15 protein-coding genes and 2 pseudogenes are annotated in these 18,005 nt (G+C 72.7%); 11 read left to right on the forward strand and 6 right to left on the reverse strand.

Annotated features, from left to right (window positions below; all coding sequences use genetic code 11):
• Positions 1 to 44 precede the first annotated feature (44 nt).
• Entirely contained in the window at positions 45 to 1,028 is a 984-nt protein-coding gene (locus BLW82_RS07525; protein WP_305729064.1) for an LLM class flavin-dependent oxidoreductase, read from the forward strand.
• 40 nt (positions 1,029 to 1,068) lie between these two features.
• Here BLW82_RS07525 and BLW82_RS07530 read toward each other — a convergent pair whose 3' ends face one another.
• Entirely contained in the window at positions 1,069 to 1,986 is a 918-nt protein-coding gene (locus BLW82_RS07530; RefSeq protein ID WP_093498079.1) for a class I SAM-dependent methyltransferase, read from the reverse strand.
• Between the two features lie 87 nt (positions 1,987 to 2,073).
• Between BLW82_RS07530 and BLW82_RS07535 the strand changes: the two genes are divergently transcribed.
• Positions 2,074 to 2,898, forward strand: a complete 825-nt coding sequence (locus BLW82_RS07535) for a phytanoyl-CoA dioxygenase family protein (RefSeq protein WP_093498080.1) — start codon at positions 2,074 to 2,076, stop codon at positions 2,896 to 2,898.
• Between the two features lie 84 nt (positions 2,899 to 2,982).
• Here the strand turns inward: BLW82_RS07535 and BLW82_RS44310 are convergent, their stop codons facing one another.
• From BLW82_RS44310 to BLW82_RS07545, 3 genes are all read right to left on the reverse strand, one after another.
• The gene (locus tag BLW82_RS44310) at positions 2,983 to 3,147 is read right to left on the reverse strand and encodes a hypothetical protein (RefSeq protein ID WP_177232763.1); all 165 of its coding nucleotides are present in this window, start codon (positions 3,145 to 3,147) and stop codon (positions 2,983 to 2,985) included.
• A 121-nt stretch (positions 3,148 to 3,268) separates the two neighbouring features.
• Positions 3,269 to 4,036 (reverse strand): class I SAM-dependent methyltransferase, encoded by a 768-nt coding sequence (locus tag BLW82_RS07540; RefSeq protein WP_093498081.1) that lies wholly within the window; start codon positions 4,034 to 4,036, stop codon positions 3,269 to 3,271.
• Between the two features lie 5 nt (positions 4,037 to 4,041).
• Positions 4,042 to 4,347: a 4a-hydroxytetrahydrobiopterin dehydratase gene (locus BLW82_RS07545; protein ID WP_093498082.1), complete on the reverse strand. Its 306-nt coding sequence runs from the start codon at positions 4,345 to 4,347 to the stop codon at positions 4,042 to 4,044.
• A gap of 179 nt (positions 4,348 to 4,526) precedes the next feature.
• On the opposite strand from BLW82_RS07545, the gene BLW82_RS07550 reads away from it, so the two are divergent.
• From BLW82_RS07550 to BLW82_RS44840, 9 genes and pseudogenes are all read left to right on the forward strand, one after another.
• Positions 4,527 to 5,369 carry a helix-turn-helix domain-containing protein gene (locus tag BLW82_RS07550; RefSeq protein WP_093498083.1) on the forward strand — a complete coding sequence of 281 codons (843 nt, stop codon included), beginning with the start codon at positions 4,527 to 4,529 and terminating at the stop codon, positions 5,367 to 5,369.
• 86 nt (positions 5,370 to 5,455) lie between these two features.
• The gene (locus BLW82_RS07555; protein ID WP_093498084.1) at positions 5,456 to 6,316 is read left to right on the forward strand and encodes a helix-turn-helix domain-containing protein; all 861 of its coding nucleotides are present in this window, start codon (positions 5,456 to 5,458) and stop codon (positions 6,314 to 6,316) included.
• A 173-nt stretch (positions 6,317 to 6,489) separates the two neighbouring features.
• Complete coding sequence (locus tag BLW82_RS07560) at positions 6,490 to 7,536, forward strand: hypothetical protein (protein WP_093498085.1); 1,047 nt, start codon at positions 6,490 to 6,492, stop codon at positions 7,534 to 7,536.
• A gap of 118 nt (positions 7,537 to 7,654) precedes the next feature.
• Positions 7,655 to 9,139 (forward strand): NF041680 family putative transposase, encoded by a 1,485-nt coding sequence (locus tag BLW82_RS07565; protein ID WP_093498086.1) that lies wholly within the window; start codon positions 7,655 to 7,657, stop codon positions 9,137 to 9,139.
• A gap of 129 nt (positions 9,140 to 9,268) precedes the next feature.
• A pseudogene (locus BLW82_RS07570) lies at positions 9,269 to 9,547 on the forward strand (SAM-dependent methyltransferase); the annotation flags it as partial.
• A gap of 32 nt (positions 9,548 to 9,579) precedes the next feature.
• Positions 9,580 to 13,257, forward strand: a complete 3,678-nt coding sequence (locus tag BLW82_RS07575) for a nitrate reductase subunit alpha (protein WP_093498087.1) — start codon at positions 9,580 to 9,582, stop codon at positions 13,255 to 13,257.
• Positions 13,257 to 14,861 carry a nitrate reductase subunit beta gene (gene narH, locus BLW82_RS07580; RefSeq protein WP_093498088.1) on the forward strand — a complete coding sequence of 535 codons (1,605 nt, stop codon included), beginning with the start codon at positions 13,257 to 13,259 and terminating at the stop codon, positions 14,859 to 14,861. The genes BLW82_RS07575 and narH overlap by 1 nt, the downstream gene beginning before the upstream one ends.
• On the forward strand, positions 14,861 to 15,355 hold the full coding sequence (gene narJ / locus BLW82_RS07585; protein ID WP_093498089.1) for a nitrate reductase molybdenum cofactor assembly chaperone: 495 nt from the start codon (positions 14,861 to 14,863) through the stop codon (positions 15,353 to 15,355). The genes narH and narJ overlap by 1 nt, the downstream gene beginning before the upstream one ends.
• A gap of 47 nt (positions 15,356 to 15,402) precedes the next feature.
• Positions 15,403 to 15,525: pseudogene (locus BLW82_RS44840) on the forward strand (respiratory nitrate reductase subunit gamma); the annotation flags it as partial.
• Between the two features lie 56 nt (positions 15,526 to 15,581).
• Here the strand turns inward: BLW82_RS44840 and dnaK are convergent.
• Complete coding sequence (gene dnaK, locus BLW82_RS07595; RefSeq protein ID WP_093498090.1) at positions 15,582 to 17,435, reverse strand: molecular chaperone DnaK; 1,854 nt, start codon at positions 17,433 to 17,435, stop codon at positions 15,582 to 15,584.
• A 140-nt stretch (positions 17,436 to 17,575) separates the two neighbouring features.
• Positions 17,576 to 18,001: an OsmC family protein gene (locus BLW82_RS07600; protein WP_093498091.1), complete on the reverse strand. Its 426-nt coding sequence runs from the start codon at positions 17,999 to 18,001 to the stop codon at positions 17,576 to 17,578.
• Between the last annotated feature and the right edge of the window lie 4 nt (positions 18,002 to 18,005).

Genomic DNA, 18,005 nt, shown 5'->3' on the forward strand with positions numbered 1-18,005 from the left:
CCATTCCCCGCAGGGAATTGCCCCCGTTCACAGCGCCCGTGAACATCGCCGCCATGGACATCGGTGTGCTGCTTCCGACCGGAACCGCCCAGTGGGGCCCGGCCGACGACCCTCGCGAGCTGGTCGCCCTCGGCCGCCGGGCCGAACGCCTGGGCTTCTCCTCGCTCTTCGTCAACGACTCCCTCGTCAGCCCGCGCATCGAGGCGCTCACGATGCTGGCCGCGCTCGCTCCCGCGACCGAGAACGTGACGCTGGGGACGGCCGCACTGATGCCCTTCCTCCGCCGTCCCGTCCAGGCAGCGCAGGCCCTCGCCTCGATCGACCTGCTGTCCGGTGGCCGACTCACCGTGGCCGTCGGCGCCGGCTTCCCCGGCCGCTTCGGACGGCCCCTCTACGCCCTGTCCGAGCTGCCGTGGGGCAGACGCTTCGCCCGCCTGGACGAGACCGTCGCCCTGTGGCGGGCCCTGTGGGACGGTGCCGGTGCCTTTCACGGCGAGATCCTCAGATTCGCCGACATCCCGCCCATGACCAGGCCGTTCCGACCCGGCGGCCCGCCCGTCTGGCTCGGCGGCGCCACCCCCGCGGCGCTGGCGCGTACCGGCCGGATGTACGACGGATGGCTGCCCTACCCGCCCGAACCCGCCGACTACGCGTCCGGCCTCCGCGGCATCCACCGCGCAGCGGCCGACGCCGGACGCTCCGCCGCGGACATCACCCCCGCACTGTTCGTCTCGGTACGGATCGACGACGACATCGAGACCGGCCGCCGAGCACTGGACGGCTACGCACGGGCCACGTACGGCATGCCGCTGGAGGAACTGGAGAAGATCCAGGCAGTCGTCGCAGGCTCCGCCGGGCAGGTGCGCGAGCGTCTCGGACAGTACGTCGCCGCCGGCGTCCGGCACCTCGTCGTACGCCTCGGCGCCCTGGGCCTGCCCGCCCAGCGCGACCAGCTCGAACGGGTCGCGGACCTGATCCCGGCCGTACGGGCAGCGGCCGATCACGCCTCCCGCTCCGACGGCTCCTGAGCCCGGCCGGGCCGCCCCGGGTGTCGAGTGCGGGACAGTTTCAGACGGGCCGTACCGCCGTGTGCACCGTGCGGGCGCCGAGGACGAACAGGTCGGGCCTGCGGTGCAGGCTCGCCGGGTCGGCGGGGTCGAGGAGGCGGTCCAGGGTGGCGCGGTCCTCGGCGTGGAGGTCGTCGGAGAGGGTGTCGCGGAAGCGGGCGAAGATCTCGACGGCGTAGGTGCGGGCCCGGTCGGAGGCGGGTGCGGGCAGGTCGATCAGGAAGCTGCGGGTACGCGCGTACTTCAGGCCGGCGGAGGAGAGCAGCGTGGGCCAGTCCTCGGTCTCGGCGACCGAGCCCGGCAGCTCGGCGCGCATCCGCGCGAACCACTCCTCCTGCAGCGCGTCCAGGCGGGCCTGGAGCCCGGGGCGGCCGATGCCGATGTCGCGGGGCAGGAAGCGGCCGGGCAGGCCGCCTTCGAGGATCGCCAGCGTGCCGCCGGGCGCCAGCCGCTCGGCGAAGGCGGTGAGCGCGGCCCGCTGGTCGCCGAGGTGGTGGAGGCTGTGCCCGGCCCACAGCAGGTCGGCCGGATAGTCCAACTCGTCCAGCACACCAGGGAGTTCACCGGCGAGCACGCCGAAGCGGTCGGCCACGCCCAGCCGCTCGGCACGGGCACGGGCCCGGTCCAGGAGGGGCTCGCTGCCGTCCACGGCCAGCACCCGCGCGCCCGGGAACACCTCGGCGAACAGGCACGACACCACCCCCGGCCCGCTGCCGACGTCGACGATCAGCCCCGGCTCGGTGACCTCCTTGCCGAGCCAGCCCAGCGCGCTCTCGTAGAGGGGGGCGAAGAGCTCCGCCTGCGACTCCAGGTGTCCGGCCATCTCGGCCCAGTCGAGGTCGGTGCCGGAGTGGGCGTGACCGTGGTCGTGGGTGCGGGTGTGCCGGTGGGTGTCCGTGGTGTGGTGGTGGTGCGCCATGGGGTCAGCCTCTCGTCCGCGTGCCGCCAGGATGCGACGGCACACCGCCAGCAGGCCAGTGCTGTTGCCGGTACGGCAAAAATCCGGATGCGGACGGCAAGGCGGACGGTCCAGGATGGCCGGGTGGACGACGAGCTGGTGGACCGCTTCCTGACCGACGGTTTCGTGAAGATCGAGGGCGCGTTCCCACCGCGTGTCGCCGAGGACTGCGCCCGGCTGCTGTGGCGGGAGACAGGGTACGACCCGGAGGATCCGGGCACCTGGAAGGACCCCGTGGTGTGGGTGGGCGGCATGGCGCAGGGCCCGTTCGCGGCGGCCGCCAACTCCGGCGCACTGCACCGGGCGTTCGATCTGCTGGTCGGCGAGGGCCGCTGGGTCCCCCGGTACTCGCTGGGGAGCTTCCCGCTGCGGTTCCCGCACCCGGAGGAGCCCGACGACGCCGGCTGGCACATAGAGGGCAGCTACCTCCCGGACGGCGTGGAGACCCGCTGGTACCACACGAACCTGCGCTCCCGTGACCGCGCCCTGCTGATGCTGTTCCTCTTCTCCGAGGTGACCGAGCAGGACGCGCCCACCCGGATCCGCGTCGGCTCGCATCTCGACATCCCGGCGGTCCTGGAGCCGTACGGCGAGGAGGGCGTCTCGATGCTGGACATCGCCCCGGAGGTCGTCGAGGCCTCCGCGCACCGCCCCCTCGCGTACGCCACCGGCCGTCCCGGTGACGTCTACCTCTGCCACCCCTTCCTGGTCCACGCGGCCCAGCCGCACCACGGCACCCGCCCCCGCTTCATGGCACAGCCGCCGTTGATGCCGGCCGCTCCCTACGAGCTGGAGCGGCCGGACGGGGCCTACTCGGCGGTGGAGCACGCGATCCGCCGGGGCCTGACCCCCGCGCCCTCGAAGGGGCGCTGAGGGTCCCCCCGGCCGAAGGCTGGGGGAGGAACTGCGCGACCAGCCACCTACGGCGGGCAGCGTCGAACCCGGCTCAGCCGATCATCACGACGACGGCGGATAGGCGTCGGCCGTCAGCCGCTGGAACCGGGCGGAGAACCAGTGCCCCGACAGCGGCGCGTTCGGCAGCGCACCGGACTGTCTCTGTTCCCGCCGGTCGTCGGGCGGTTCGACGGCGGCCGCGGGGAATTCAACGGTGACGGCACACACGAGGGAAGGGTGGTCCGGGTGCGGTTCGTGTGATCGGGGGTCTCCCCCGGCGGCCCGCGCTGGGAGCGGGCGTTCGTGGTGGACGGCGGGGAGACCTGGGCTACCAGCTGGACGACGGACTTCAGCAGGCCGCCGGTTTCCTGAACGCCCGCACGGCGAAGCGGGGGTCGGGGCGGCGGCGGTCCTGGTCGGGCAGGGCCGCCAGCCGGTCGGCGAAGCCCTCGGCGCGGGGGTCGTCGGGCGGGAGCATCGTGAACCAGCCGCGCCGCAGGTCGGCGAGGGTGGAGCGGGGGCTGCGGCCCTGGCCGACGCCCGTGAAGGCGGCCTGCCCTGCGGGCAGCAGGCCGCTCGCGCGGGCGTGCGCGGCGACGTCCGCGCAGGCGTCGGACGCCGGGCGGCGCGGGCGGTCGGCGAGGACGGCGTCGATGTCGCTGCCGACGTCGTGCGCGGCGGCCTTGTCGACGGTGGTGACGTACACCCCGCCCGGCCGCAGCACCCGCGCGCACTCGGCGACGATCCCGCGGACCTCGGTGCCGTCCGCTACGAGGTGGAGCAGCCAGACGGTCGTGACGGCGTCGAACGTGCCGTCGGGGAAGGGCAGTCGGCGGCTGTCGGCGAGCAGGACCGATCCCGGCAGCCGGGCCGCCGCCATCCGGGCCATGCCGGGTGCGCGGTCGGCTCCGGTGACCTGGAGCGCCGGGCGGGCGGCGGCGAGCCGGCGCGTGACGATGCCGGTGCCGCAGGCGAGGTCGAGGAGCCGGGCGGGGCGGGCGGCGCTGCCGAGATTTTCGGGGATCAGGGTGAGAACGGCCGCCGCGGCAGCCGCCGCGCGGGCCTCGCCGCCGCGTGTCGCGTCGTAGGCCCCGGCTTCCTTGTCGTAGTCGAGCACACGGCTCAGTGTGCGCCGTGGCCTGGGGCGATGTCCTCCACCCTGTGGGCGAGTTCGAAGTCCTTGGCGGTGACGGCGCCGCCCACGCTGTGCGTGTTCACGGTGAGGCTGACGGTGTGGTAGCCGAGGGTGAGGTCGGAGTGGTGGTCGAGTTCGTCCTGGATGCGGGCGATGTGCACGACCAGCGCGACGGCGGCGAAGTGCGAGTCGAGGCGGTAGGCGCGGGCGAGCCGGTCGCCGTCCAACGACCAGCCGGGCAGCTCGGCCAGCCGGTCCTCGGTCTCCTGCTGCGACAGCGGTGCGACGGCCATGGTGCGGCTTCCTTCCCGGGGACCTTCGTCGAGTGACGTGGGCGTGGCTGCGTTCAGCCTGCCACGGACGGGCCGCCGGGGCCGCGCCGCGCGGTCGCGTGTCCGGTCGTCGACCACGGTCCTCGGTCACGATCCTCGGTCACGGCCGTCGGTCATCGCCGTCGGCTACGGTCGTCGGCATGACCCTTGTCGCCTCCGGCCCCGTCCCCTCCCGCACCAACGCCCCCGACGGCCAGGGCGTCGGCCCGCTGCTGCGCGCGTGGCGGGAGCGGCGGCGGGTGAGCCAGCTGGAGCTGGCACTGCGTGCCGACTCCTCGGCCCGGCACATCAGCTTCGTCGAGACGGGCCGGTCGCGGCCGAGCGAGGAGATGGTGCTGCGCCTGGCCGAGCACCTGGACGTACCGGTGCGGGAGCGCAACGCGCTGCTGCTGGCGGCCGGTTACGCGCCGCACTACCCGGAGACCCCGCTGGACGACCCGGCGCTGGACGCGCTGCGCGACGGCATGGAGCGGCTGATCCGCGGCTACGAGCCGTATCCGGCGCTGGTCGTGGACGCCATGTACACGGTGGTCGCCGCCAACCGGGGTATCGCCATGCTCCTGGAGGGCGTCCCGGAGTCGCTGCTCGCGCCCGCCCCGAACGCGATGCGGCTGACCCTGCACCCGGAGGGGCTGGCGCCGCGCATCCGCAACCTCCGGGAATGGCGCGGGCACCTGCTGGAACAGATGGAACGCCAGATCGCGCTGCACCGCTCCGACGCGCTGCGGGAGCTGTACGAAGAGGTCGCCGCCTATCCGGTGCCGGCCCACGTGGACGACGCGGAACCCGGCGGACCCGGCCGGCCCGTCGCGTACTTCGCGCTGCCGCTGCGGATCGAGCACGCGGGGCAGGTGCTGTCGTTCGTGTCGTCGATCTCGACGTTCAACACGCCGATGGACGTGACGGTCGCCGAACTGGCCATCGAGACGTTCCTGCCCGCGGACCCGGCCACCACCAAGTACCTGCACTCGTTGGCAAGTTGACGGAAGCAGTTCCCTCGACCAGGTGTGCGACGCGGCATCGCGTGACACACTGCTCCCCGTACTTGGGCACGTTGGGGAGGCGTGGCGTGAGTGAACGGCGTGCTGCGCCCACAGTGGGGCAGGTCGTGCTCGGCAAGCGGCTGCAGGAACTGCGCGAGGCGGCCGGCCTGGGCCGCGACGAGGCGGCGCGGGTCCTGCGGGTGGCCCAGGCGACCGTGCGGCGGATGGAGATGGCCGAGGTCGCGCTGAAGATCCCGTACATCCAGGTGCTCCTGGACACGTACGGGGTGGCCGAGGAGGAGCAGGCCGCGTTCATACGGCTGGCCGAGGAGGCCAACCAGCCGGGCTGGTGGCAGCGGTTCCACGACGTGCTGCCGGACTGGTTCAGCCTGTACGTGAGCCTGGAGGGCGCCGCCCGGGTCGTCCGCTCCTACGAGCCGCACTTCCTCCCCGGCCTGTTGCAGACCGAGGCGTACGCGCGGGCCGTGATGGAGTCCGGGACGATCGGCCACAGCGATCCCACGGCCGTGGAACGGCACGTGGCGCTGCGCATGACCCGGCAGCGGCTGCTGGAGCAGGACGATCCGCCCCACCTGTGGGTGATCATGGACGAGACGGTGCTGCGGCGCCCGGCCGGCGACGCCGAGGTGATGCGCGACCAGGTCGACAAGCTCCTCGCCTACGTCGAGCGGGACCGGATAACCCTGCAGCTCGCCGAGTTCGCGAGCGGTCCGCACCCCGGCACGTACGCGCCGTTCACGCTGTTCCGGTTCGCCGAGCCCGAGCTGCCCGACATGGTCTTCACCGAGTACCTGACCGGCGCCCTGTACCTGGACTCCCGCGACGAGGTCGGGGCGCACCTGGAGGTCCTGGACCACATGACGGCCCGCGCGGCCTCGGCACAGCGGACCGAGGAGCTGCTGCGGGAGTACCGCGACAAGCTCTGAGCTTGCCGTTTAACGTCCAGCTGCGAACAGGTGAGCCTGACGATTACGCGTTCGCGCGGTCTGTCCGGGGCAGCAGCGCGTTCCCGAACAGAGTCAGGGAAGTGCCCCGCCATCGATGTCGGTCCCTTCGGGCATGATCTGCTCCGATCGGACTCGACGGCGGAAGACAGGGCATGAGCGACTGGCGGACTGACCCGACGTACGCGATGTGCCGGGCCTTGGTGAACGGGGCAGAGCTGTCCTCGTTCGCGGACGGGCCGTTCGACGTGCGCGCGGTGGCGGCTGCGGTCCGCCCCGAAGCCAAGGACAGATTCCTACTGGACGAAGTCCCCTGGGAGAACTTCCCGCAGGGGGACCAGGTCCGGGAGGCCGTCCGCCTGCTCCGCGCCGGTGGGCCGCCCGTCCCCGCCGGCGTGGGTGTGGTGAGCGGCATGTGCGCCAACGACATGCGGGCGGCTGCCGCACTCGCCGTTGCGTTCCTGATCCGGATCGCCGCCGACCTACACCACCCTCACCGCACCGTCGCGCTCGCCGAGGTGCCCGCCCCGGCCCGCGCCCGTTACTTCGGAGTCGCCTCCCGCGCCGAATTGCTGCTCCACCGCACTGGACCCCGGCAGGACGACTACGACGACTACGGCTCCGAGGTGACCGGGTACCCGGCGGGCTGGTCGGTCGCCGCAGCCCGGGCCGCCATTACCGCCGACGCCGCCCTCCTCCTGCCTTTGCTGCACGACCCTGCCCCGACGACCCGGATCCGTGCCGCCTACGCCCTGGCCACCGTCACCGACCTCCACGGCACGGTCCGCACCGCCCTCCGCGCCCGGTTCGCCGCCGAGCCGGCCCCGGACGTCTGTGCCGCACTGCTCCTCGCCACCGCCGAAATCACCCGTGCCCGCCCCCACTCGCCGACCACCGTCCTGCTGCGCGAGTACTGGCAGGACCACACCCGAGCCCCCGAAGTCCGGCTGGCCGCCGCGATCGGATGGCTCTGCCTCACCGACGAAGCCGCTCCCGAAGACCTGCGCGTAGCCCTCGACGGTCTCGCCACCGACGAGCGCGCCCGCACCATGGACGCCCTGCCCTGGATGGCCGCCGTTGGCGGATCCGGCGAGACGGGGCTGCAGCGCTGCCTGCGTAGGATGCTCCACCCGGAACAGCCTGATCCGATGGAGTACGACGACCCGTGGGCTCGCGACGCTGACGGCGCGAGCAGACCCTGACCTACGTTCGGCGGACCCGGTGATCACTCGTTCGGGTGTCTCCGGGACGTGGGCATGGCCTTCGCGTGATCCTGAACTCGGTCTGAGAGGTACAGGACTTGATGCGAAGGCCGCAGTGATGAGTGTGGTGCAGCAGGGTGTGCGGGGCGAGCCGTTGGCGGAACTGTCACGCTTCCGGGGGGTCTTCTACGACTGCCTGCTCGGGCGACGCGACGCGCTGTTCGAGCTGACGGACGCGGTGCTGTGCAGCGACGGGCCGGTGAAGACCCTGGTCGGCCTGGCGCTCGCACCTGAGCACCGGCGCGGGCACGGTGCCCTGTACGGCGCGCTGAACCGGGGCCGGGTGGACGTCGATCGGCTGCGGTCGGAGCTCGCCGGCCTGCCGCTGCCGCGGGCCGCCGACGGCCGCCTGGTGTTGGCGGTGGACGTCTCGCCGTGGCTGCGGCCGGACGCCGGGACCTGCCCGGACCGCTCGTTCTGCCACACCTTCGGCCGCGGCGACGCCAAGCACCAGATGATCCCGGGCTGGCCGTACTCGTTCGTGGTCGCGCTGGAGACCGGGCGAACGTCGTGGACGGCGGTGCTGGACGCGGTGCGGCTGGAACCCGGCGCCGACGTCGCGGCTACCACCGCTGCCCAACTCCGCGACGTAGTGACCCGGTTGATCGGCGCGGGGCAGTGGACGTCGGGCGATCCGGAGGTGCTCGTGGTGATGGACGCTGGCTACGACGCCCCGCGGATCGCACACCTGCTCAGCGACCTGCCGGTGCAGGTTCTCGGCCGGCTCCGTTCGGACCGGGTGATGCGCCGCCCGGCGCCCAGCCGCGCGGAGTTCGCCGCCGCGAATCCGGCCGGGGGCCGGCCGCCCAAGCACGTCGGCGAGTTCGTGTTCGGCGACCCCGCCACTTGGGGCACCGAACAGGCGGTCACCACCACCGCGACCCGCCGCTACGGCACCGCTACGGCCCGGGCCTGGGACCGGCTTCACCCCCGGCTGACCCGCCGGGCGGCATGGCTGGAACACGACGGCGAGCTGCCGCTCCTCGAAGGCACGGTGATCCGGCTCGCCGTCGAGAAGCTGCCCAGCGGCGGGGCGAACCGGCCGGTCTGGCTGTGGTGGTCGCGTACCGGTGCCAGCCCGGCCGACGTCGACCGCTGCTGGCAGGCGTTCCTCCGCCGCTTCGACGTGGAGCACACCTTCCGTCTGCTCAAGCAGACCCTCGGCTGGACCCGGCCCCGCCTGCGCGACTCGGCGGCGGCCGACCGCTGGACCTGGCTGGTGATCGCCGCCCACACCCAGCTCCGCCTTGCCCGCCCGCTCGTCGCCGATCTCCGCCATCCCTGGGAGAAGCCGGCGGAACCGAGCAAGCTCACCCCCGCCCGCGTCCGGCGCGGGTTCCGGAACCTGCACACGAAGACACCCTCACCAGCGCAAGCGCCGAAACCCACCCACCCCGGTCCTGGCCGGCCGCCCGGCCGCAGGAATCAGCGGCCCGCCGCCCGCTACGAAGTGGGCAGAGTCCTGACCACCGGCGAGGCGTACGACCGGCCCGCCCACCACAAGAAGGGCACCAAGCCCCGACGAACCACTACAAATGGTTAAACGGCAAGCTGAGCGGGAGTACCGCGACCGACAGCCCCTGATCCGAGGAGCACAGGCTGTGAGCGCAGCCGAGCCCGCCCCGACCTCGATCGGCACGAGCCGGCCGCGTCCGGCGCGGGTGCACGACCGGTCACCCCGGACCTCAGCCCGGAGGCGGTCGAGCGGGCGGCCGTGAACTTCCGGCGCAGCGGCACGCCCTTCCACCCGCGCTCGCTGCCCGCGTTCCACCGCTTCTTCGACGGCCTGGAGCTGCTCGGCCCGGGGGTGATCCCGGTCTCCGGCCGGCGTCCGGAGCCGGCGGACGTGGCCGTCCAGGCGGAGGGCGCCGTGCCGGTGTACGGCCGGTCGCCCGCAAGGTCTGACCCGTCCGGGCGCCCTGAACAGGTGCGTTCCCGGGCCCGCCCCTAGCGTCGAAGCGACGGGTGAGCGAGGGAGCGGACGTGACCGACACGCGGACACCGCCGAAGGAGCCGGGCGCGGCGCTGCTGAGCGCCGCCCGGTTCTTCCGGCCGGGCACGCCCGCGCCCGGTCCGCACAGCGTGACCCCGACCGGCGGCCGGGAGACGGACGCCTTCTCCCGGGACCGCTGGAGCCACGACGAGGTGGTCCGCTCCTCCCACGGGGTGACCTGCACCGGCTCGTGCCGCTGGGAGGCGTACGTCAGAGACGGGAGCATCACCTGGGAGACCCAGGAGACGGACCACCCGTCGGCCGGCTCCGACCGTCCCGGGTACGAGTTCCGCGGCTGCCCGCGGGGGGCCGCGTTCTCCTGGTACACGTACTCGCCGACCCGGGTGCGCCACCCCTACGTCCGGGGCGTGCTCCTGGAGATGTACCGGGAGGCCAGGCGGCGGCTGCGGGACCCGGTGCTGGCCTGGGCGGACCTCCAGAACGACCCGGAGCGCCGCCGCCGTTACCAGCGGGCGCGCGGCAGCGGCGGCCTGGTGCGGGCGAGTTGGGACGAGGCGCTGGAGATCGTGGCCGCCGCGCAGGTGCACACGATCAAGACGTACGGCCCGGACCGGATCGCGGGTCTCTCCCCCGTCCCCGCGATGTCGATCGTGTCGCACGCGGCCGGCGCCCGCTACCACTCCCTGATCGGCGCTGCGATGCTGTCGTTCCACGACGGGTACGCGGACCTGGCCTCGCCGCAGGTCTTCGGCGACCGGACGGACGGGCCGGAGTCGGGTGACTGGTGGGACGCGGCCTATCTGATGATGTGGGGCTCGAACGTCCCGGTGACCCGCACCCCGGACGCGCACTGGCTGGCGGAGGCCCGCTACCGCGGCCAGAAGGTGGTGGCGGTCTCCCCGGACCGCGCGGGCGACGCGAGGTTCGCCGACGAGTGGCTGCACCCGCACCCCGGCACCGACGGCGCGCTGGCCCTCGCGATGGGCCACGTGATCCTCAAGGAGTTCTTCGTCGACCGCGAGACGCCGTTCTTCGCGGACTACGTACGGAAGTTCACCGACCTGCCGTTCCTGGTGACCCTCACCGAGCGGGACGGCGCGTACGTGCCGGGCAAGTTCCTGCGCGCCACCGACCTCGGGCAGCAGGGCGAGGGCGCCGAGTGGAAGACGGTCGTCCTGGACGCCGCCTCCGGCCGCGCGGTCGTCCCGAACGGCTCCCTCGGCTTCCGCTGGACGGACTCGGGCAAGGGGCGCTGGAACCTCGAACTCGGCGCGATCGAACCGCAGTTGACCCTGTACGGCAGTGAGGTCGCGGCCGGGGTGGAGGTGCTGCTCCCCCGCTTCGACACCGCCGGCGGCGGGCACGGCCGGGGCAGCGGGGGCGTCCTGCGGCGCGGGGTGCCGGCGACCCGCCTCGGCGGCGCGCACGGCCCGCTGGTGACGACCGTCCACGACCTGCTGCTCGCCCAGTACGGCGTGTGGCGGCACGGGCTGCCGGGCGGCTGGCCCACCCACTACGAGGATGCCGACGCCCCGGGCACTCCCGCCTGGCAGGAGCGGCACACCTCGGTCCCGGCCGCCAAGTGCGTCGAGATCGCCAGGGAGTTCGCGCGGACCGCCGAGCGCTCCAAGGGCCGCTGCATGATCCTGATGGGCGCCGGCACCGACCACTGGTTCCACTCCGAGACCATCTACCGCGCCTTCCTCGCCCTGCTCCAGCTCACCGGCTGCCAGGGCCGCAACGGCGGCGGCTGGGCGCACCACGCCGGCCAGGAGAAGTGCCGTCCGGTCACCGGCTGGGCCTGCCTGGCCACCGCCGACGACTGGTCCCGGCCGCCACGCCGGATGATCGGCACGGCCTACTGGTTCCTGAACGCAGACCAGTGGCGCTACGACCGGTTCGGCGCCGACCTCCTGGCCTCGCCGCTGGGTGCGGGCAGGTTCGCCGGGATGACCGGCGCCGACTGCCTGGCGCTGTCGGTCCGTGCGGGGTGGACGCCGTCGTACCCGACCTTCGACCGCAATCCGCTCGAACTGGGCGAGGTGTCCGGTGACCCGGTGGCCGGGGCGGTGGCCGGACTCAAGGCGGGGACCCTGAAGTTCGCGTGCGAGGACCCGGACGCCCCGGAGAACTGGCCGCGCGTCCTGACCCTCTGGCGGGCCGACCTCCTCGGCTCCTCGGCGGAGGGCGCCGCGTACTTCACCAAGCACCTCCTCGGCACGCACTCCTCCCTGCGTGCCGAGGAGGCGGCCCCGCAGCGGCGCCCTCGGGACGTGACCTGGCGGGACGAGGCACCCGAGGGCAAGCTCGACCTGCTGCTCTCCCTCGACTTCCGGCAGACCTCCTCCACCCTGCTCTCCGACGTCGTGCTGCCGGCCGCCACCTGGGACGAGAAGCACGACCTGTCGTCCACCGACACGCATCCCCACGTGCACGCCCTCACCCCGGCCGTGGACCCGCCCTGGCAGGCGCGCACCGACTTCGACATCTTCAAGGCGCTCGCGGAGCGGCTGAGCGGGCTGGCCGTGCGGCATCTAGGGATGCGCAGGGACCTGGTGGCCGTGCCGCTGCAGCACGACACCCCGGGCGAGACCGCCCAGCCCGGCGGGGTGGTGCGGGACTGGAAGCGCGGGGAGTGCGAGCCGGTGCCCGGCGAGACCATGGCGAACCTGAGCGTGGTGGAGCGGGACTACACGGCGATCGGCGGCAAGTTCGCGGCGCTCGGCCCGCTGGTGGAGGAGCTGGGGCTGCCCGCCAAGGGGATCGTCCTCAGGCCGGACCAGGAGGTCGCGCGGTTGCGGGAGTCGCACGGGGTCGGCTTCCAGGGCCGTCCCTCGCTCGACACGGCGGTGAAGGCGGCCGACGCGGTCCTCGCGCTCTCCGGCACCACCAACGGCCGTCTCGCCACGCAGGGTTTCCGCACCCTGGAGCAACGCACCGGGCAGGAGACGGCCCACCTGACCGCCGAGCACGAGGGCAAGCGGGTCACGTATGCGGACACGCGGGCCGCGCCGGTCCAGGTGATCACCTCGCCGGAGTGGTCCGGCAGCGCGTCCGGCGGCCGCAGGTACACGGCGTACACCCTCAGCACCGAGCACCTCAAGCCCTGGCACACGCTCACCGGCCGCCAGCACTTCTTCCTCGACCACGACTGGATCCACGAGCTCGGCGAGGCGCTGCCCGTGTACCGGCCGCCGCTGGACGTGCACAAGCTGTTCGACGAGCCGCGTATCGGTCCCGACGGGCAGCGAGAGGTGACGGTGCGTCATCTCACCCCGCACGGCAAGTGGTCGATCCACTCCGAGTATCAGGACAACCTGTTCGTGCCGGCCCTCTCCGGGAGCGGCCAGAACATCTGGATGTCCCCGCAGGACGCGGACGCGATCGGGGTCGGGGACGACGACTGGGTGGAGGCGGTCAACCGGAACGGTGTGGTGGTGGCCCGCGCGGTCGTCTCGCACCGGATGCCGGCCGGCACGGTGTACGTGCGCCACGCCCAGGAGCGCACGGTGGCCGTCCCGAAGACGGAGGCCACCGGCATGCGCGGCGGCATCCACAACGCGCCGACCCGACCGGTCCTCAAGCCCTCGCATCTGATCGGCGGCTACGCCCAGCTGTCCTGGGCCTTCGACTACGTGGGCCCGACGGGTGACCAGCGCGACGAGGTGACGGTGATCCGGCGCCGTGCCCAGGAGGTCGAGTACTGATGCGCCCGATGGCCCAGATCGCGATGGTCATGAACCTCGACAAGTGCATCGGCTGTCACACCTGTTCGGTCAGCTGCAAGCAGGCATGGACCAACCGGCGGGGCATGGAGTACGTCTGGTTCAACAACGTCGAGACCCGCCCCGGCCAGGGCTATCCGCGCCGCTACGAGGACCAGGAGCGGTGGCGCGGCGGCTGGGAGCTGAACCGGCGGGGCGCGCTCAAGCTCAAGGCGGGCGGCCGGCTGCACAAGCTGGCCGGGATCTTCGCCCACCCCGCGCTCCCGGAGATCAAGGACTACTACGAGCCCTGGACGTACGAGTACCGCAACCTCACCGACGCCCCGCTCGGCGACGACCGCCCGGCGGCCCGCCCGGTCTCCCGGCTCGACGGCAAGCCCACGAAGACCGGGTGGTCCTCGAACCGGGACGACGGCCCGGCCGGTGCCCCCGCCCACGGCGACCCGGACCCGATGGTCGAGCGCGCCCGTCAGCACGCCTCGGACAAGGTGCGGTTCGAGTTCGAACAGACCTTCATGTTCTACCTCCCCCGCATCTGCGAGCACTGCCTGAACCCGTCCTGCGTGGCCTCCTGTCCATCCGGGGCGATGTACAAGCGGACCGAGGACGGCATCGTGCTGGTCGACCAGGACCGGTGCCGGGGCCGGCGGGCGTGCGTGACCGGCTGCCCGTACAAGAAGGTCTACTTCAACCACGCCACCGGCAAGGCCGAGAAGTGCACGCTGTGCCACCCGCGGATCGAGGCCGGCCTGCCGACGGTCTGCTCGCAGACCTGCGTGGGCCGGCTGCGCTACCTCGGAGTGGTCCTCTACGACGCCGACAAGGTGACGGCGGCCGCCGAGACCGAGGACGAGAAGGCGCTGTACGAGGCCCAGCTGGGCGTCTTCCTCGACCCGGAGGACCCGGCCGTGCGGCGGGCCTGCGCGGCGGCGGGCATCCCGGACGACTGGACGCAGGCGGCCCGCCGCTCCCCCGTCCACGCGCTGATCAGCAGGTACCGGGTGGCGCTGCCGCTGCATCCGGAGTACCGCACGCTGCCCATGGTCTGGTACATCCCGCCGCTGTCCCCCGTCGTGGACGCGCTCGCCGAGACCGGTCACGACGGCGAGGACGCCGGCAACCTGTTCGCCGCGATCGACACCCTGCGCATCCCCCTCGGCTACCTGGCCGAGCTGTTCAGCGCGGGCGACCCCGCCCCGGTCCGCGCCTGCCTGGAGAAGCTCGCGGCGATGCGCTCCCACATGCGGGCGCTCAACCTGGGCGAGGACCCGGACCCGGCGATCGGCTCCGCGGTCGGGATGCGGCCGGAGGAGATCGAGACGATGTACCGGCTGCTGGCGATCGCCAGGGACGAGGACCGGTACGTGATCCCGACGGCGGCCGTCGGCGACGCCCGCCGCCTGGAGGAGTCGGCGCTGCCCGACGGGTGCAGCCTCGACTTCGACGGCGGCCCGGGCATGGGCGGCGACGGCCCCTACGGCCAGGACTCGGGGCGGAAACTGCTCCCTGTGGTGTCGGTGCGGAACTTCCACGGTCTGCGCGGACGGCAGACCGCCGGCACTCCCGACGAGGCGAAGGAGGACTGATGCCCTCGGACGCGGTGTTCTACCAGGCGGCGGCGCTCTGTCTGACCTACCCGGACGACGACTTCGTCGCCCGGCTGCCGCTGCTGCGCGAAGCCGCCCCGCAACTGCGGGAGTTCACCGACCACGCGACGGTGACCCCACCGCAGGAGCTGGCCGCGCACTACGTGCAGGTCTTCGACTTCAAGAACCGGCACACCCTCTACCTCAGCTGGTGGCGGGACGGCGACACCAGCCGCCGGGGCATGTCCCTGGTCCGGTTCCAGGACCTCTACAAGGCGTACGGCATGGAGTTCACCGGCGAGGAGCTGCCGGACTTCCTCCCCGCCGTCCTGGAGTTCACGGCCCGCACCGGCAACACCGACCTCCTCACCGAGCACCGCGACTGCCTGACGCAACTCCGCGGCAGGCTGACCGACTTCGGCACCCCCTACGCGTGTGTCCTGGACGCGGTCTGCGCCGCCCTGCCGGCCCCGCCCGGCGGAGTGCGCCCGTGACCGCCTTCCTGTGGGGCGCCCTGCCGTACGTCGCCTGCGCCCTCCCCATCGGCCTGGTCCCCTGCACCCGCCTGGTGCACACGTTCAGCGCCCCGGTGCAGTACCTGTTCCGCCCGTACCCGGTGTACCGGTCGCGGGAACCGAGACAACCGAGCCCCCGCCCCGAACCACACCACCCTTCCCGCCGCACCGGCGCTCAGCCACGACGGCGCAGCCCGGCGGTGCCTCACCCGGCCGCACCCCGGTCCCTCTCGTCGTCCACGATCTCGGCGTCCACCACCCCCTCCTCCTCGCCCTCCGGCACCCGCTGTTCCTCGGCCGAACCGCCGGAGGCACCGGCGTACATGGCCTGCCCCATCTGCTGGCTCACGGTCGCCAGCTTCTCCACTCCCTGCCGCAGCTCCCCGGTGTCGGCGTCCCGTTCGAGCAGCGCCTTCAGCTCGGTGATCGCCGCCTCCACCTCGGACTTCGTGCCGCCGGGCACCCGCTCCTCGTTCTCCCGGAGGAACTTCTCTGTCTGGTAGACGAGTTGCTCGGCCTGGTTCCGGGTCTCCGCGGCCTCGCGGCGTTTGCGGTCCTCCTCGGCGTACTGCTCGGCCTCCCGCATCATGCGGTCGATGTCGTCCTTGGGGAGGGCGGAGCCGCCGGTCACGGTCATCTTCTGCTCCCGGCCGGTCGCCAGGTCCTTCGCCGAGACGTGCATGATCCCGTTCGCGTCGATGTCGAAGGCCACCTCGATCTGCGGCACCCCGCGCGGTGCGGGCGGCAGGCCGGTGAGGTCGAAGACGCCCAGCTTCTTGTTGTACGCGGCGATCTCACGTTCGCCCTGGTAGACCTGGATGCCCACCGAGGGCTGGTTGTCGGCCGCGGTCGTGAAGATCTCCGAACGCCGGGTCGGGATGGTGGTGTTGCGCTCGATGAGTCGGGTCATGATGCCGCCCTTGGTCTCGATCCCCAGGGACAGCGGGGTGACGTCGAGCAGCAGCACGTCCTTCACGTCACCGCGGATGACTCCCGCCTGGAGGGCCGCGCCGACGGCGACCACCTCGTCCGGGTTGACCCCCTTGTGCGGGTCCTTGCCGGTGAGTTCACGGACCAGGTCGGTGACGGCGGGCATCCGGGTGGACCCGCCGACCAGGATGACGTGGTCGATGGCCGACACCTGCACGCCCGCGTCCTTGACGGCCTGGTGGAAGGGTTTCTTGCAGCGGTCCAGCAAGTCGGCGGTCAGCTCCTGGAACTGGGCCCGCGTCAGCTTCTCCTCCAGATGCAGCGGCCCCTCCGCGGAGGCCGTGATGTACGGCAGGTTGATCGACGTCTCCGTCGACGACGACAGCTCGATCTTCGCCTTCTCGGCGCTCTCGCGCAGCCGCTGCACGGCCATCTTGTCGTTGCTCAGGTCGATCCCGTACTGCCCCTTGAACCGCTTCACGAGGTGCTCGACGACCCGCTGGTCCCAGTCGTCGCCGCCCAGGTGCGTGTCGCCGTTGGTGGCCTTGACCTCGATCACGCCGTCGCCGATGTCCAGGAGCGACACGTCGAAGGTGCCGCCGCCGAGGTCGAAGACGAGGACCGTCTGCTCCTCGCCCCGGTCCAGGCCGTAGGCCAGCGCGGCGGCCGTCGGCTCGTTGATGATCCGCAGCACCTTCAGGCCGGCGATCTCCCCGGCCTCCTTGGTGGCCTGCCGCTGGGCGTCGTCGAAGTAGGCGGGGACGGTGATCACCGCGTCGGTGACGTCCTCGCCGAGGTAGGCCTCGGTGTCCCGCTTGAGCTTCTGCAGCACCCGCGCCGACAGTTCCTGGGCCCGGAACCGGGTGCCGTCGACGCTCCCGCTCTCCGGGAACCGCCAGGCGGCGTCGCCCATGTGCCGCTTGACCGAGCGGGCGGTGCGGTCCACGTTGGTCACCGCCTGCCGCTTGGCGACCTCGCCGACCAGCACGTCGCCGTTCTTCGCGAAGGCCACCACCGACGGCGTGGTGCGCGCCCCCTCGGCGTTGGCGACGACGGTGGGCTCACCGCCCTCCAGCAGGGCCACCACCGAGTTCGTCGTACCGAGGTCGATACCGACCGCACGTGCCATGTCCGTCCCCTTTCCGCCCGGGCGCTTCCCCGACTCCAGCACAAAACTTGAGCGAGCCGTTGTCAATGCCGGGGACCCCGGGAACGACGCTGCCGCGCCCCCTCGGACGAGGGGGCGCGGCAGCGCGGCGGGCGGGACGGTCAGGCGAGCTTCGCGTCCAGGGTGATCGTGGTCCCGGTCAGGGCCTGGCTGACCGGGCAGTTCTTCTTGGCGTCCTCGGCGGCGGCGACGAAGCCGTCCGCGTCCAGGCCGGGGACGGTGCCCTCGACGGTCAGGTGGATGCCGGTGATGCCGGTGCCCGGCTGGAAGGTGACGTCGGCGTTGGTGACCAGCTTGGTGGGCGGGGTCCCGGCCCCGGTCAGGGCGTGCGAGAGCGCCATGGAGAAGCAGCTGGAGTGGGCGGCCGCGATCAGCTCCTCGGGGCTGGTCTTGCCGTTCGCCTCCTGGGAGCGCGAGGCCCACGTGACGGGCTGCTCGCCGATACCGGAGGAGTCGAAGGTGATGACACCGTTGCCCTCGGTCAGGCTGCCTTCCCAGACGGTGTGTGCGGTGCGCGTGGTAGCCACGGTT

This window comes from Streptomyces sp. Ag109_O5-10, from assembly GCF_900105755.1.
In the GTDB taxonomy this organism is placed as follows: domain Bacteria; phylum Actinomycetota; class Actinomycetes; order Streptomycetales; family Streptomycetaceae; genus Streptomyces.

Bases quoted from the DNA above. Each gene is read 5' to 3' on its own strand.
- BLW82_RS07565 (WP_093498086.1), top strand. From the start codon at position 7,655: ATGAGTGTGGTGCAGCAGGGTGTGCGGGGCGAGCCGTTGGCGGAACTG.
- narJ (WP_093498089.1), top strand. From the start codon at position 14,861: ATGCCCTCGGACGCGGTGTTCTACCAGGCGGCGGCGCTCTGTCTGACC.
- BLW82_RS07550 (WP_093498083.1), top strand. From the start codon at position 4,527: ATGACCCTTGTCGCCTCCGGCCCCGTCCCCTCCCGCACCAACGCCCCC.
- narH (WP_093498088.1), top strand. From the start codon at position 13,257: ATGCGCCCGATGGCCCAGATCGCGATGGTCATGAACCTCGACAAGTGC.
- dnaK (WP_093498090.1), bottom strand. From the start codon at position 17,435: ATGGCACGTGCGGTCGGTATCGACCTCGGTACGACGAACTCGGTGGTG.
- BLW82_RS07560 (WP_093498085.1), top strand. From the start codon at position 6,490: ATGAGCGACTGGCGGACTGACCCGACGTACGCGATGTGCCGGGCCTTG.
- BLW82_RS07530 (WP_093498079.1), bottom strand. From the start codon at position 1,986: ATGGCGCACCACCACCACACCACGGACACCCACCGGCACACCCGCACC.
- BLW82_RS07535 (WP_093498080.1), top strand. From the start codon at position 2,074: ATGCGGACGGCAAGGCGGACGGTCCAGGATGGCCGGGTGGACGACGAG.
- BLW82_RS07545 (WP_093498082.1), bottom strand. From the start codon at position 4,347: ATGGCCGTCGCACCGCTGTCGCAGCAGGAGACCGAGGACCGGCTGGCC.